Raw genomic sequence first — 14,688 nt, forward strand, 5'->3', positions numbered from 1 at the left:
AATAATAAAAATCCAAAACCTGAAAACCATGCGTATTATCGCCCCCTCGGAATTGATTATCAACGGCGACGGCTCGATCTTCCACCTGCATTTGAAACCGGGCCAGTTGGCCGATACCGTGATCCTCGTCGGCGATCCGGGACGGGTAGAGCAGGTCGCCGCATACTTCGACTCGGTAGAATGCCGTGCGGAAAACCGCGAATTCGTTGCGGTGACCGGAGAGTGTTTCGGCAAACGGATGACCGTACAGTCTACCGGCATCGGCACCGACAACATCGACATCGTCGTCAACGAACTGGACGCGCTGGCGAATATCGACTTCGAGACCCGTACCGAAAAAGCTGAAAAAACGCGGCTGACACTCGTGCGGCTCGGAACCTGCGGCGGCATCCAGCCCGAACTGAAGATCGGCGACCTGGTGCTGTCGCGCATCTCGGCCGGCTTCGACGGGCTGCTAAATTTTTACAAAGGGCGCAACGCGGTCTGCGATCTCGAAATGGAACAGGACTTCGTCGAGCACACCGGTTGGAGCCGCTTGCTGACCGCCCCCTATTTCGTCCGGTGCTCGGATCGGCTGGCCGAACTGTTCGCCGACCGGACGGTCGAAGGCATGACGATCTCGGCCCCCGGGTTTTATGCCCCGCAGGGCCGCTTCCTGCGGCTCTCGCCGGCCGATCCGTCGCTCAACGGCAAGATCGAATCGTTCGAATACCGGGGACGACGCTTTACCAATTTCGAAATGGAAGGTTCGGCGCTGGCCGGACTGTCGCTGCTGCTGGGGCACGACGCCGCCACGATCTGCACGGTTATCGCACAGCGAGTTGCCCTCGAAATGGACACCGACTACCGGCCTTTTGTTGATAAGATGATCAAAATGTCCCTCGAAAAGCTGGCCGGATTGTAATTTTTTGAATTATCTTTGAAGTTGGAATTTGGTTCAAATGCATATAAAACACTAAAATGTATAACATATGAAATTCGTCGTATCTTCTACCGCGCTGCTGAACGTGCTGCAAACCTCGAGTAAAGTCGTCAGCAACAAAAACACGCTGCCCATTCTGGACAACTTCCTGTTCGACCTGAAGGAAGGCGTCCTCAAAATCACCGCTTCGGATCTGGAAACCACGCTGATCGGATCGCTGAAAGTGGACAATATGGAAGAAGAAGGACTGATCGCCGTCCCGGTAAAACTGATGCTCGACTCGCTGAAAGAGTTCTCGGAACAGCCGCTGACGATCGAAGCCAACGAATCGACCTGGGAGATCCAGGTAAGCTGGAAAACCGGTAAGCTGACCATTCCCGGCACTTCGGGGCTGAGCTATCCGAACCTGCCGGAACTGAATCCGGAATCCCGCCGGGAACTCGACGCCGACGCGGACATGTTGCTTACGGGCATCAACAAAACGATCTTCGCGACGGCCGACGACGAACTGCGTCCGGTGATGAACGGCGTCTACATCAACATCGAATCGCAGAGCATTACGTTCGTGGCGACCGACGCGCACAAGCTCGTCAAATACGTATCGCCGATCGAAACCGAAATCGCCGCCTCGTTCATCCTGCCGAAAAAACCGGCCAACCTGCTGCGCAGTATGCTGGGTAAAGAAGACGAAAGTATCCGCATGGAATTCGACGACAAAAACGTGACGTTCCGGCTGAAAAGCCATACGCTGATCTGCCGGCTGATCGAAGGCAACTACCCGAACTACAACGCCGTCATCCCGAGCAACAACCCGAATCACGTGCGGGTCGACCGCGTCGAGCTGCTCAACGGCATCCGCCGCGTGGCCGTCTGCTCGAACCAATCTACGAACCTGATCAAGATGGACATCGAATCGAGCACGATCAACCTGACGGCGCAGGACCTGGACTTTTCGGTATCGGCCCAAGAATCGCTGGCCTGCGAGTACGAAGGAGAGGCTATCTCGATCGGTTTCAAATCGACTTTCCTCGTCGAGATTCTGGCGAATATCGACACGCAAAACGTCGTGCTGGAGCTGGCTGACTCGACCCGCGCCGGAGTGTTCAAACCCATTTACGACGAAGCGCCGGCCACCGACACGCTGATGCTGCTGATGCCGATGATGATCAACGCATAACCGAATCTGCGGCACGGACATCCCCCCGCGGCGTACCCGCAGGAAAGTCCGTGCCGTATTATATACGTACCTGAGACACGGAAAACAACGCGCACCCCATGAAACTGAATCTGAAAAATCCGATCGTCTTCTTCGACCTCGAAACGACCGGAGTCGATCCCGCCAAAGACCGGATCGTCGAAATATCGCTTGCAAAAGTAATGCCCGACGGCAGCCAGGAGACCAAAACCCGCCGGCTGAACCCGGAGATGCACATTCCCGAAGCGGCATCGGCCATCCACCATATCTACGACCAGGACGTAGCCGACTGTCCGACTTTCCAGATGATCGCCAAATCGCTGTGGAGCTACATCGAAGGATGCGACTTGGCCGGATACAATTCCAACAAGTTCGACATCCCGGTGCTGGTCGAAGAGTTCCTGCGAGCCGGTATAGACGTCGACCTGAAAAAACGCCGTTTCATCGACGTGCAGAACATTTTCCACAAGATGGAACAACGCACGCTGGTCGCCGCATACAAATTCTACTGCCAGAAAGACCTGACCGAAGCCCACTCGGCCGAAGCCGATACGCTGGCCACCCTGGAAGTGTTGCAAGCCCAGCTCGACCGTTACCCCGACGACCTGAAAAACGACATCGGTTTTCTGGCCGAATTTTCGTGCCGCGACCAAAACGTCGACTATGCCGGACGTATCGTATACAACGACAAGGGAGTCGAAGTGTTCAATTTCGGCAAGCACAAAGGCAGGTCCGTGTCGGAAGTGTTCCGAACGGAACCGAGTTATTACTCGTGGATGATGAACGGCGATTTCCCGCAGTATACGAAAAAAGTCATCACGGCGATCCGCCTGCGGGACATCAACGGCAAATAACGGAACCAGCCACGAATAAACGCAATCCTTTACGCATTCCGGCGGCATTTTCCCGAAAACGGTTTGCAGATAAGGAATAAAGCGCTATATTTGCACTCTCGAAACACATCTTGCCCGGATGGCGGAATAGGTAGACGCGCTGGTCTCAAACACCAGTGGAGCAATCCGTGCCGGTTCGATCCCGGCTCCGGGTACTTTTAAGGCTTCGAATAATTGATATTCAATTATTCGAAGCCTTAATTTCATTTTACACATTCGCAACTTCGCCCGTTTTTTTGTAAAGTTGATAATTGTTCCGGCAATTATGCGCTGTTCCTTCCGTTTATACCTATGTTACGAATCCTTTTCTCTGCAGATAAAGAAAACGCGGAACCGGAACAGATGCAGAATACCACATTGCGAAAAATAAAAGCCATGAAATCACATTCGATTCATGGCTTTTATATTGAAACAGCGGCAAAAATAAGGATTTTTCGCTCTTTCAGATTCCGTTCATGTTATTTCCGCCGGATCATCGTCACCCGCGAAATACTCTCGTCGCAACCGGACACGGAAACGTTCGTCGTAATTTTCCCATCGTTGGCGGGAGTAATCCTGATGTCGATGCGACATCCGCTTTCGGCATGTTCGTTGCACAAAAAAACATTGCAGTTCGGAGCCCAAACGGCCGTCGTATCCGGCCTGCGACATCTGATTCCCAGCTGGTTTCCTCCTTCGTGAGGACAACCCGGAATAATACATTTTTCCATAATATATTCTATTTTGGTTAGTGTGAATTGAATTGCACCGATTCTTCCGGCCGGACCCGTCTCCTACCGGAGTCCGGTTATAAACTTTTTGTTACAAATTTATGAATTATATTGTTATTAGATTCCAAAAATATTCGTTTTTTCGACCGTTTCGACTCCGGTACAATATTCTCGTTGAAGGATATACGCACGGAATCGTCCCGCAATCCAACCGATACGGGATGATTCGATCTTTCAAATACGGATTCAGGATATTTCGGAACTTCTCATTCGTTTTCGAAGTCCGACTGTCCGCACTTTAATTCAGTGTATTCGTTCCGGATTCAATGCGCCGCGATTCACTCTTTAACCTCCACGTCCAACCGTTCGCTCACCATCTCGCAATATTCCGGAATAATTTCGATTCCGATCGCATTCCGGTTCATTCTTTTGGCAACAAGAAGCGTCGTACCGGAACCCATGAACGGATCCAGCACGCAATCGCCCTCCCGAGTAAACAGCTTAATGAACCACTCGGGCAGTTCTTCGGGAAAGGCCGCGCTGTGATTTTTGTTATTGCACTCGGTGGCCAGATGCAGCACGTTGGTCGGATAGGCTTTGTCCCGGTTGATCCAGTTGGATATGTTTTTACCGAAGCCGCTGCCCACTTTCGAATTATCCCTGCTTTTGTCGATTTCGGAAAGGTTCTTGAGCCTCGATTTCGCCCAATCGCCCATCGGCACCATCACCTCCTCCTGGTACATATTGAATTTTTTCTCCTTATTGAACTGAAGCAACCGTTCCCACGAATCGCGGAACCGGTTCGGCCATTTGCCCGGATACGAATTCTTCTTATGCCAGATAAACTCTTCGGTCCAAATCCAGCCTTGCTGCCGCATCGCCAGGATCAGTTGCATGACATAGATACTGCGTTCGCCGTTCACGACTTTTTCTTTAATATTCAGGATAAAAGTCCCCGTAGGCTTCAGCACCCGCAGCAACTCTGCCGAGATCGGCAAAAACCACTCGACGTACCGGTCGGGATGGATCCCTCCGTAAGTTTTTTTCCGTTGATCCGCGTAAGGCGGGGATGTTACGATCAAATCGACCGAATTGTCCGGAATCTTTTTTAATCTTTCTGCGCTGTCGTCCCGGTATATATCAATTATAACACTCATAACGCTTAATTATGCGACAAAGTTACAAAATTTACACGAGTGTCCCAAAACGAATCATCTGATTTATACACACTGATAATCAAACGATTTACCACCTCAAACAAGCAGTCCTTCCGTCTAAATTCACCATAAATCGGCCCGGAAGGCACAGCCGGCCGCCGGACGGCAAAAAATCGACCGCAGCGTGGTACGGATCAAAAGACGTCAACAAATATGGCAATACGCGAAAGCCGGAAAAGGGGAAAAATGTCAGTCGGTCTTTTCGAAATCCCGAGAAAGAGAAACAGTTCGTTGAAAACAGGGATCATCCCGATACCGACGGATTCGGTTCTCCGGATCGCACGATACCGAACCAGAACAGGCTGTCCCGGCACGGTATCGCCCGGATAGCCGTTTTCGAAGAACGCCTCTACCGGACGAAACGGCGTGTCGGGCGAAACCGGAACATGATCCAGACCAACGCGCAGCTTATCCCGAAGGCAAAAAGCGCGACGCAGAAAATACGTAGCAACACAGGAAGCGCATCCAGCGTCCCCATCAGATCGTATCCCACCTGCACGAAAATAAAGTGACACAAGTAAATGCCGAACGTCAGCGAGGCGAGGCGCGACAGACCGACCGACGCGCGCACCTTCAGTTTGCGGATAACGACGAACACCGCGAAAGTCATCATAAAAACGTTGATCCCGGTGAAAAGCCACACGATCTCGAGGTAAGCGTAATCGCCCGGAAAATATTGCTGGGTCAGCACGTAACCGAACGAAGTGATCAAGTAGCCGCCCAGAAACATCGGAACGGTAACGGCCAGCGTACGCTTCCAGCTCCACTGCGGCGGGTACTTCGCCAGGTAATAGGCCAGGATCAGGTAACCGATGAACCCGGACACGTAATAGAAAGTTCCGTAACTGTTCCAGTCGCAAACACCGAGAATCCCCATATTGCCGTAATTGCCGGTATACCCCAGCGCCGGAGCGACCATTTTTATATAGGGCAGCAGCAGGGTAACGCCCCATACGTACAGAACGAGCCGGATATCCCTTCGGGAAGCCTGCTGCAGCCATGCGCCGATCACGGGCATGATCAGATAAAGGCCGACCAGCATGTAGAGATACCACAACGGGGTCGTATCGTAATTGAAATTAAAAATAAAGGTATAGATCCGGGTCAGAGTAGCTCCCAGGGTATGGTCGTCGGCGACGATCATCGGATTACCGGTCGAAACGACGTAATTCAGGTAAACGAAATACGACAGCGGCAACACGACCGACCAGAAAACCAACGGAACGACGATGCGTCCGATACGCTTCCGGTAAAAATCCCCGAGCTCCGCGCGTACGGGAAGCAACAGCACCCCCGTCATCATCACGAACAGCGGGACGCAGGCCCGGACGAAACTACCGGTGAATACCCCGGTCAAAAATGCTCCCCGGTCGGCATCGAACCGGGCGACGAACGGGTCGCAGCAGTGCGACAAAACCACCAGAAAACAGGCGACGACACGCAGCAGGTCGATCCAGCCGATATGTTCCCTCCCTTGCATTTCCATCAGCAAACGAATATTTGAGAATACGATTAAAAACCATGCAATCGCGCGGTCGGCGGTCTTTCGGTTCGACCCGCACGACCAAAAACATTACAAAATAAACAAAAGTTCCGATAACATCCGCCATCCGACTCCATTTTCGCCGGTCTCACCGAAATACAGCGCTTCCCGTCCGAAACATTCCCGGCTCCGGTATCAAAATCGGAAGACGCGGTTCGTATGCGGACCATATCCGGATCGGACGCTATTTTACCGGACAAGGTTTTGCTTTTTACCTAACATTAGGTATCTTTGCGCCGAAGTTCGGCAATGGTATCTGCCTTGAACCGCCGCCTTTCCAGGCGAGCTGATGATACCTACGGGAATTCGAATCCACTTTGCAAATCAGCTATGACGGTAACAAACAAACACTTTTATCGTTCCATGTCAAAGAGCGAAGCCTTATGCTGAGGACGCTCCTTTTTATCGGCATGGGTAGTTTTATCGGAGGGATCGCCCGTTTTCTGCTCGCGCGCTGGGTGCAGGGGGGAACCGGGTCGTCGTTCCCGTTCGGGACACTGGCGGTCAACGTGCTGGGCTGCCTGGCGATCGGCCTGCTGTACGGAATTTTCGAGCGCGGCAACCTGATGAATCCCGACCTGCGCTTGTTCCTGACCGTAGGGCTGTGCGGCGGGTTCACGACGTTCTCCACGTTCGTTCACGAAAACTTTTCGCTTTTCCAGAACGGCAACCTCCTGCATTTTATCCTCTACACGACGCTGAGTTTCGGACTCGGACTCGCCGCCGCCTGTCTGGGGCATCTGATCGTCAAAATCTTTTGAACGAACGAGTCATGCGAAAAACGGAGAAACACACGGCAACAATACCCGCGCTGCGCAGCCGCCCGGCGCGGATCGGAATACATCCACAAAACGTTTAACACATAAATTTACCGTTATGATTTATTCACACGAAGTGCAGCACATGTGCTGCGTGAAAAAGGGAGCCAACCATCCCTCCGCCCCGATCCCCGAAGAGGGCAAATGGGTGCGCGCCAAAGAGATCAAGGATATTTCGGGACTGACGCACGGCGTGGGCTGGTGCGCGCCGCAGCAGGGCGCCTGCAAGTTGACGCTGAACATCAAAGACGGCATTATCCAGGAAGCGATGGTCGAAACCCTCGGCTGCTCGGGCATGACGCACTCGGCTGCAATGGCATCCGAGATCCTGCCGGGCAAAACGCTGCTCGAAGCGTTGAACACCGACCTCGTGTGCGACGCCATCAACACGGCGATGCGCGAACTGTTCCTGCAAATCGTCTACGGACGCAGCCAGTCGGCCTTTTCCGAAGGAGGACTTCCGATCGGAGCTTCGCTCGAAGACCTCGGCAAAGGATTGCGCAGCCAGGTGGGAACGATGTTCGGCACGGTGGCCAAAGGCACCCGTTACCTCGAAATGGCCGAAGGTTACTGCACCCGCATGGCGCTCGACGAAGACGACCAAGTGATCGGTTACGAATTTGTCCACCTCGGCAAATTTATGGACATGATCAAAAAGGGCGTCGACGCCAACGAAGCGCTGGCCAAGGCCAAAGGTTCGTACGGCCGTTTCGCCGAAGCGGTCAAATACATCGACCCGCGCCAGGAATAACCCGTTTTGTAAAAACCGTTAAAATTTAAAAACATGGCTTTATTTGAAGGATACGACCGCAGAATCGACCATATCAATGCGGTACTGAAAGAATACGGGATCAACGGCATCGAGGACGCCAAGGCGATCTGCGCCGCAAAGGGAATCGACCCCTATGCCACCTGCAAGGAGACGCAGCCGATCTGCTTCGAAAACGCGGCATGGGCTTACGTGGTAGGCGCGGCGATCGCCCTTAAAAAAGGTTGCAAAAACGCAGCCGAAGCAGCCGAAGCGATCGGAATCGGCTTGCAGGCTTTCTGCATCAAGGGCTCGGTAGCCGACGATCGCAAAGTGGGCATCGGACACGGCAACCTGGCCGCCCGCCTGCTGCGCGAAGAGACCCAGTGCTTCGCATTCCTGGCCGGGCACGAATCGTTCGCCGCCGCCGAAGGCGCGATCAAGATCGCCGAAATGGCCAACAAAGTGCGTAAAAATCCGCTGCGCGTGATCCTGAACGGCTTGGGCAAGGACGCCGCGCTGATCATCTCGCGCATCAACGGTTTCACCTACGTGCAGACCGAGTTCGACTATGCTTCGGGCGAACTGAAAATCGTCAAGGAAACCCCGTACTCGAAAGGGCTCCGCGCAAAAGTACGCTGCTACGGCGTGGACGACGTGCGCGAAGGCGTGGCCGTAATGCACAAAGAGGGCGTCGACGTGTCGATCACCGGCAACTCGACCAACCCGACCCGCTTCCAGCACCCGGTAGCCGGCACTTATAAGAAAGAGTGCTACGAGCAAAACAAAAAATACTTCTCGGTCGCTTCGGGCGGCGGCACCGGACGCACGCTGCACCCGGACAACATGGCCGCAGGCCCCGCTTCGTACGGGATGACCGATACGATGGGCCGTATGCACTCCGACGCACAGTTCGCCGGATCGTCGTCGGTGCCCGCTCACGTGGAGATGATGGGCTTCCTCGGCATGGGCAACAACCCGATGGTCGGCGCTACGGTGGCGGTCGCCGTAGCCATCGAAGAGGCGATGAAGTAACGCCGCCGAAATTTTCAAAGAGGAAGGGCGAACCGATCACGGTTCGCCCTTCCTCTTTTTACCGACACCGACGCATCCGGCACGATCACTCGACAACGACGTCCCAGATGCCGGCGCTGCGTTCGAGTTCGACCAGCGCCGCCGCATGGTCGTACAACGTCTCGATATAGGCCGTCCGCAGGTCGTCGTAAGTCCGCTGCGCGTTCAACACCTCAAGCAACGGCGTTTCGCCCCGGTCGTAACTGTATATCTTACCGTCGATGACCGATTTGGCTTTCTCCAGCAACCCCGTTTCGTAACGTCTGACCTGTTCGGCCAGCGAAAGGTACTGCCGCAGGTTTTGCAACACTTCGGTCTGCACCTCCAATTCGGCCTGCCGGTAGCGGGCTTCGGCCTGTTGGATCCGGTACTTGGCCGCCTGCACGGTACCTTTGTTCAGGTTCGAAAATTTCAACGGTACGGAAAGCCCCACCGTAACGCCGTTGAAACGCGGCGCCGGAGCGATTTCGTTACGCACTTCGGTATTATGGTTCACACCGAGCGATACGTCGAAATCCATATTCCGTTCGCGCCGGGCTACCGTCAGCGCACGCCGGGCAACCTCCGTGTCTTTCAGCGCGGCGGCCAGGTCGGCTCGGTTGTCCAGCGCGGACTGTACGAGCCGATCGGGATCGAACGTCCGTTCCGGCATGTGCAACGAGCCCGACGGCACGTAGAGCGTATCGCGGTCGAAGGTCGCCGTCTGCAAATTCAGCGCGAAAAAAGCGTTGTGCAGGTCGGTACGCGCCTGAAGCAGTTCGTTGTACATCATGCCGGCTTCGAGCCCGCTCTGGATATCGTCCACGCGGGTAATTTTGCCCAGCGTGTATTTGACGCTGTCCCCTTCGGCAAGTTTGCGGATGTTCTCGTAAGCGTCCTGCTTCACGCGGAACAACTCGGCCTGCTTGACCGCATCGAGATAGGCAAGCGTCGCTTCGGCCCGCAGGTTACGGAAATAGTCTTCCAGCAACGCCCCGCTCAGTTCCTGTTCGCTGCGGGCCAGGTCGATCCGCGCGGCGCGCTTGCCGGGCGAGAAGGTCTTGCTCAGCTCGGCCGACACGCTCTGCCCCATCTGCATCCGCCGGTCGGCGTTGTTGCCGTACTCGACGCCGAACTGCGGATCGTTGAATACGCCCGCGGCTTTCACCTCGGCATCGGCGATGCGGACATTCAGCTTCTCGGCGGCATAGGAAAGATTTTCCCGCCAAACCCGACCGATGTACTGGTCGTACCCCAGCGGACATTCCGTCCGGTGGAGCGTCTGCGCCTGGGCCGCGACGCCCGGCAGCAATGCTATCCATAAAATGATTCTCTTTTTCATGCTTGATCCGGTTCCGGTCTTTTACGTTTGAGATGATAACTTTCGACCATGTAGTAGAGCGCCGGCAGGATGAACAGCGTCACGACGGTCGCGAACAACAGTCCGTAGACGATGACGGTGGCCAGCGGTCGCTGCACGTCGGAACCGATCCCGGTCGACAGCGACGCCGGCAGCAAGCCGAGCACCGCCACCGTCGCGGTCATCAGCACCGGACGGAAACGGTGACGCGCGCCGGAAACCACCGCATCGAACAGCTCCTTCCCCTGCTGCCTGCGCAGGTTGTTGATGTGCGAGATCATGATGACCCCGTTCTGGATCGCCACGCCGAACAGCGCGATGAATCCCACCGCCGACGAGACGTTCAGCGTCATACCGCGCACGTTCAGGGCCAACATGCCGCCGAACAGCGCCAATGGAACGACGCTCATCAGTACGGCCGCCTGCCGGAATTTTCCGCAAACGACGATCAGCAGCAGCAACATGATGCACAGCGCCAGCGGAACGACAAAGGCCAGCCGCGCGTAAGCCCGGTGCTGATTTTCGAACTGTCCGGCCCATTTCAGGTGAAATTCTTCGCGATCGTACTTCACGTTCCGGGCGATGGCCCGGTTCGCATCGCGCAGGAACGTACTCAAATCCACGCCGCGCAGGTTTACCCGGACGGTCATGTGACGCCTGTTCATCTCCCGTGTGATCGTGCTGGCCCCGGTGGTCATCCTGACCTCGGCGACCTGCGAAAGCGGAATTTTCGTACCGCTGCCGTTGGTCAGCATCAGCGACCCGATCTTTTCGGGCGTATTCCGGTACTCTTCGTTCAGCCGGCAGGTCACGTCGTACGACTTGCTGCCGACAAAAACCTGCGAGATGGCGCTTCCTCCGATCGCGAACTCGATCAGCTCGGTCACATCCGAAACGTTCAGCCCGTACTGCGCGATCCGGTCGCGGTCGGCGATGATCTGCAACTGCGGCAGCGGCGGTTCCTGATCCACCGCCACGTCGACGGCGCCCGGCACCGTCCTGAGCGTTTGTTCGATCCGCTCGGCGATGCGGCGGGTTTCGTGCAGGCCTTCGCCGTAGATTTTTACGGCAAGGTCGCTGTGCGCTCCGGCCACCTGATCCATCACCATGTCGATGATCGGCTGCGAAAAACCGACCGAATATCCCGGCATCTTCTGCAGCTCGACCGCCATCGCATCGATCAGTTCGCTCTTGCTGCGCCCGCTTTTCCAGGTATTATAGGGCTTCAGCCCGACGCCGCATTCGACGTGCGACAGCGAGAACGCCTCCGCTCCCTCGTCGTCGCGTCCTACCTGGGTCATCACGTACGAGACCTCGTCGAATCGTTTCAGCGTCCTGCGCAGTTCGGCTCCCATCTCTTTCGACTTTTCGATCGAAATGCCCGGCGGAAGCTGCACCTGTATCCAGATCGCCCCTTCGTCCATCGGCGGCAAGAAGTCCTTGCCGACCGTAACGGAAAGCACGACGGCCCCGGCCAGAATCGCAGCCAGCGGAGCGAAAATGCGCTTCGGACGCTTCATAATGTTCCTTATCCGGCGGTCGTAAGCTTCGGTCAGCCTTTCGAGCCACCGGTTCCGGTAGGTTTTGCGCGGCATCCGGTAAGCGAGGAACGCCAAGCCGGGAGTCAACAACAACGCGACGGCCAACGCTCCCAGCAGCGCATATCCCACCGTATAGGCCATCGGGGTAAACATCTTCTGCTCGATATGTTCGAAAGCGAACAGGGGCAGGTAAGCCGTAATGATAATCAGCGTCGAGAACAGGATCGGACGCGCCACTTCGGTGGCACGCCGGACCACGCCGTCCTTGGAAAGCTCGACGTCGGGACGACTTTCACGTCCTTTGAGAATCGTCTCCATCATCACGATCGCCCCGTCGACCAGTATCCCGAAGTCGATCGCCCCGAGCGACAGCAGGTTGGCGGGAATATCCGTAATCTTCATCAGGATAAAAGCGATCAACAGCGACAACGGGATCGTTACGGCCACCAGCAGCGCGCCCCGCCAGCTACCCAGGAACAGGATCAACACCAGCACGACCAGCAGCATCCCTTCGAACAGCGTATGCGACACGGTATGCAGCGTCGTATTGACCAGGTCGGTGCGGTCCATGAACGGATGGATCGAAACCCCTTCGGGCAATATATCGCCGTTCAGTTCGTCGACCGCTTCGTGCACTCCTTGCAGCACCTGCGAAGGAGTCTGTCCGCGCAGCATCTGCACGATCCCTTCCACGCCGTCCTGATAGTCCCGCGTATCGTCCGTAAATCCCAGCACCCCCTTGCGCTCGAGGTTGCCGTATTTCAACCGGCCGATGTCGCTCAGGTAGACCGGGACGCCGTTCTCGGTCTTGACCACGATGTTCCCGAGGTCTTCGAGCCCTTTGACCAGTCCGATTCCACGGATCACATAGCTCAGATCGCCGTGCGAAATCATGCTGCCTCCCGCATTGACGTTGTTCTTTTCCACCTTTTCGACCACGTCGGCGAGCGAAATTCCGTACTGTTCGAGTTTGTGCGGGTCGATCTCGATCTGGTACTGCGTCGTGATCCCGCCGTAATTGCTGACGTCCGCCACGCCGGTCACCTGTTTCAGGCGCGGAATGATCACCCATTTATGCAGGTCGGTCAGCTCTCGCAGATCGTGCCGGTCGCTTTCGACCACGTAACGGAATATCTCGCCGGTCGGCGAAGTCAGCGGATTCAGGCCCGGAACGGCATTGTAGGGAAGTTCCACGTCCACCAACCGCTCCTGCACGCGCTGCCGGGCCCAATAATCGTCCACCCCGTCCTGAAACACGAGGATCACGGTCGACAGGCCGAACGTATTTTTGCTCCGCATCACATGCAGGCCGGGCAGGCCGTTCATCGCCCGCTCGATCGGAATGCTAATCTGTTGCTCGATCTCTTCGGCCGCCAGTCCAGGAACCTGCGTAACGACCTGCACCGTTACGTCGGCGATATCCGGATAAGCGTCGATAGCCAGCCGAGTCCACGCGTAGTAGCCGATCACGGCCAACAGGCCGAACAGCACAAACATCAGCGCCCGCCGATGAATGGCCTCATAAATCAACTTTTTCATAAGCTACCGCGCGTCGATCAGGTAAAACGCCCCCTCGGTAACGACCTCGTCGCCATCGCCGAGGCCGGAAGACACGACCGTCTGCCGCTCGTCGGAAGACGATACGGAGATCCGGACTTTACGGTAACGATCCTCGGACTCGCGTACCAGCACGTAACAATCGTCCTCCCGCTGCAGGACGGCCGAGGTCGGAATCACCAGCGCGCGCGACGGCGTATCGGTTAGCTGTACGGTCCCGTACATGAACGGTTTCAGCCGCCGGTCACGGTTATCGCACTCGATAATGACCTCCACCGAACGGGTTTCCTCGTCGAGCAATTCGCTGACATGATAAACGGTACCGCTGAAAACGGTATCCGGAACCGCCATCAGACGAATATCCGCCCGATTCAACCGACGGATCAGAGGGATGTCCTTTTCTTTCACATGGGCTACCACCCAAACCTTGTTCAGATCCGCCACCAGAGCCAGCGGACCGGCGTCCTCTTTGATATATTGCCCGATAACGATATTGTTTTTCACGATTTCGCCGGCGATCGGCGAAGTAATGACCAACGGCTGTCCCAACGTCATCTTTTCAGGTTCGATCTGGAACACGCTCAATGCGGCGAGAGCGTTCTCGTAATCTTTCTTCCGGAGTTCGTAGTTTACCTCCGCCTCCTCGACCTCCTTGGCGACGCCGACATTGTTACGGAGCAGGTCTTTCTCTCGGTTCAGGCTTTTCAGGGCCAGTTCCATCTCCTGTTTGGCCTGGTAATAAGCCTTTCCTGTCTCGAAAAACGACGGAGAACTGATCGAAAAAACGGGACTTCCCGGCACGACCTGCTGGCCGAGACGGACGAACGACTTGACGATACGCCCGGCAAACGGCGAGGCGATCTCGGCATAACCGGTCGGAATAGCCTGCACGACCCCGGAGGTCGTAAACGCAGCCTGGTAATCGGAAAAATGAATCGATTGGGTTTTAATGCGCTCCCGGATCGGAGAATCCGCCGCCAGCACGACGCACTCTTCCTCCACCCGGACTCCCCGGTCGTCTGCATGCCGCTGCCCCTGCGACCTGTCCGCGCAGGCATACAGCAATACAAGACCAATGGAAAAAATTATTTTTTTCATTTGCTCGAATTATAAAAAACATACGCTTTTTCC

Annotated in this window: 12 protein-coding genes, 1 tRNA gene and 1 riboswitch; of the genes, 7 read left to right on the plus strand and 6 right to left on the minus strand. The window is 55.6% G+C overall.

What is annotated here, in order from left to right:
• Positions 1 to 28 precede the first annotated feature (28 nt).
• The 4 genes from C1A08_RS02880 to C1A08_RS02895 all read left to right on the plus strand — a co-directional run bounded on the left by C1A08_RS02880 (position 29) and on the right by C1A08_RS02895 (position 3,165).
• Positions 29 to 904: a nucleoside phosphorylase gene (locus C1A08_RS02880; RefSeq protein ID WP_055201892.1), complete on the plus strand. Its 876-nt coding sequence runs from the start codon at positions 29 to 31 to the stop codon at positions 902 to 904.
• A gap of 67 nt (positions 905 to 971) precedes the next feature.
• Positions 972 to 2,099 (plus strand): DNA polymerase III subunit beta, encoded by a 1,128-nt coding sequence (gene dnaN, locus C1A08_RS02885; protein ID WP_101571251.1) that lies wholly within the window; start codon positions 972 to 974, stop codon positions 2,097 to 2,099.
• Between the two features lie 98 nt (positions 2,100 to 2,197).
• On the plus strand, positions 2,198 to 2,971 hold the full coding sequence (locus C1A08_RS02890) for a 3'-5' exonuclease (protein WP_055201897.1): 774 nt from the start codon (positions 2,198 to 2,200) through the stop codon (positions 2,969 to 2,971).
• A gap of 112 nt (positions 2,972 to 3,083) precedes the next feature.
• Positions 3,084 to 3,165: transfer RNA gene (locus C1A08_RS02895), tRNA-Leu, on the plus strand.
• 303 nt (positions 3,166 to 3,468) lie between these two features.
• On the opposite strand, the gene C1A08_RS02900 is transcribed toward C1A08_RS02895, so the two are convergent.
• The 3 genes from C1A08_RS02900 to C1A08_RS02910 all read right to left on the minus strand — a co-directional run bounded on the left by C1A08_RS02900 (position 3,469) and on the right by C1A08_RS02910 (position 6,423).
• The gene (locus C1A08_RS02900) at positions 3,469 to 3,720 is read right to left on the minus strand and encodes a hypothetical protein (protein WP_055201933.1); all 252 of its coding nucleotides are present in this window, start codon (positions 3,718 to 3,720) and stop codon (positions 3,469 to 3,471) included.
• Between the two features lie 338 nt (positions 3,721 to 4,058).
• Positions 4,059 to 4,877: a DNA-methyltransferase gene (locus C1A08_RS02905; protein WP_101571253.1), complete on the minus strand. Its 819-nt coding sequence runs from the start codon at positions 4,875 to 4,877 to the stop codon at positions 4,059 to 4,061.
• 409 nt (positions 4,878 to 5,286) lie between these two features.
• On the minus strand, positions 5,287 to 6,423 hold the full coding sequence (locus tag C1A08_RS02910) for an acyltransferase (RefSeq protein ID WP_101571255.1): 1,137 nt from the start codon (positions 6,421 to 6,423) through the stop codon (positions 5,287 to 5,289).
• A 293-nt stretch (positions 6,424 to 6,716) separates the two neighbouring features.
• Positions 6,717 to 6,786: riboswitch (Fluoride riboswitch) on the plus strand.
• A gap of 77 nt (positions 6,787 to 6,863) precedes the next feature.
• Here C1A08_RS02910 and crcB point away from each other — a divergent pair.
• From crcB to C1A08_RS02925, 3 genes are all read left to right on the plus strand, one after another.
• Positions 6,864 to 7,241, plus strand: a complete 378-nt coding sequence (gene crcB / locus C1A08_RS02915) for a fluoride efflux transporter CrcB (RefSeq protein WP_055201941.1) — start codon at positions 6,864 to 6,866, stop codon at positions 7,239 to 7,241.
• A gap of 115 nt (positions 7,242 to 7,356) precedes the next feature.
• Positions 7,357 to 8,049: an iron-sulfur cluster assembly scaffold protein gene (locus C1A08_RS02920; RefSeq protein ID WP_055201943.1), complete on the plus strand. Its 693-nt coding sequence runs from the start codon at positions 7,357 to 7,359 to the stop codon at positions 8,047 to 8,049.
• Positions 8,050 to 8,082: 33 nt separating this feature from the next.
• On the plus strand, positions 8,083 to 9,081 hold the full coding sequence (locus tag C1A08_RS02925; RefSeq protein ID WP_101571256.1) for a GGGtGRT protein: 999 nt from the start codon (positions 8,083 to 8,085) through the stop codon (positions 9,079 to 9,081).
• Positions 9,082 to 9,166: 85 nt separating this feature from the next.
• Here C1A08_RS02925 and C1A08_RS02930 read toward each other — a convergent pair whose 3' ends face one another.
• The 3 genes from C1A08_RS02930 to C1A08_RS02940 are packed head-to-tail and all read right to left on the minus strand — an operon-like array spanning position 9,167 to position 14,655.
• Complete coding sequence (locus tag C1A08_RS02930; protein ID WP_101571259.1) at positions 9,167 to 10,441, minus strand: TolC family protein; 1,275 nt, start codon at positions 10,439 to 10,441, stop codon at positions 9,167 to 9,169.
• A complete protein-coding gene (locus C1A08_RS02935) occupies positions 10,438 to 13,539 on the minus strand; it encodes an efflux RND transporter permease subunit (protein ID WP_101571261.1) in 3,102 nt (1,033 codons plus the stop codon). The genes C1A08_RS02930 and C1A08_RS02935 overlap by 4 nt, the downstream gene beginning before the upstream one ends.
• A 3-nt stretch (positions 13,540 to 13,542) precedes the next feature.
• A complete protein-coding gene (locus C1A08_RS02940) occupies positions 13,543 to 14,655 on the minus strand; it encodes an efflux RND transporter periplasmic adaptor subunit (RefSeq protein WP_101571263.1) in 1,113 nt (370 codons plus the stop codon).
• Between the last annotated feature and the right edge of the window lie 33 nt (positions 14,656 to 14,688).

It is taken from the genome of Alistipes sp. cv1 (assembly GCF_900240235.1).
Lineage (GTDB): Bacteria > Bacteroidota > Bacteroidia > Bacteroidales > Rikenellaceae > Alistipes_A > Alistipes_A hominis.

Coding starts and splice junctions, on each gene's coding strand:
- dnaN (WP_101571251.1), top strand. CDS start 972: ATGAAATTCGTCGTATCTTCTACCGCGCTGCTGAACGTGCTGCAAACC.
- C1A08_RS02920 (WP_055201943.1), top strand. CDS start 7,357: ATGATTTATTCACACGAAGTGCAGCACATGTGCTGCGTGAAAAAGGGA.
- C1A08_RS02890 (WP_055201897.1), top strand. CDS start 2,198: ATGAAACTGAATCTGAAAAATCCGATCGTCTTCTTCGACCTCGAAACG.
- crcB (WP_055201941.1), top strand. CDS start 6,864: ATGCTGAGGACGCTCCTTTTTATCGGCATGGGTAGTTTTATCGGAGGG.
- C1A08_RS02935 (WP_101571261.1), bottom strand. CDS start 13,539: ATGAAAAAGTTGATTTATGAGGCCATTCATCGGCGGGCGCTGATGTTT.
- C1A08_RS02910 (WP_101571255.1), bottom strand. CDS start 6,423: ATGGAAATGCAAGGGAGGGAACATATCGGCTGGATCGACCTGCTGCGT.
- C1A08_RS02880 (WP_055201892.1), top strand. CDS start 29: ATGCGTATTATCGCCCCCTCGGAATTGATTATCAACGGCGACGGCTCG.
- C1A08_RS02930 (WP_101571259.1), bottom strand. CDS start 10,441: ATGAAAAAGAGAATCATTTTATGGATAGCATTGCTGCCGGGCGTCGCG.
- C1A08_RS02900 (WP_055201933.1), bottom strand. CDS start 3,720: ATGGAAAAATGTATTATTCCGGGTTGTCCTCACGAAGGAGGAAACCAG.
- C1A08_RS02940 (WP_101571263.1), bottom strand. CDS start 14,655: ATGAAAAAAATAATTTTTTCCATTGGTCTTGTATTGCTGTATGCCTGC.
- C1A08_RS02905 (WP_101571253.1), bottom strand. CDS start 4,877: ATGAGTGTTATAATTGATATATACCGGGACGACAGCGCAGAAAGATTA.
- C1A08_RS02925 (WP_101571256.1), top strand. CDS start 8,083: ATGGCTTTATTTGAAGGATACGACCGCAGAATCGACCATATCAATGCG.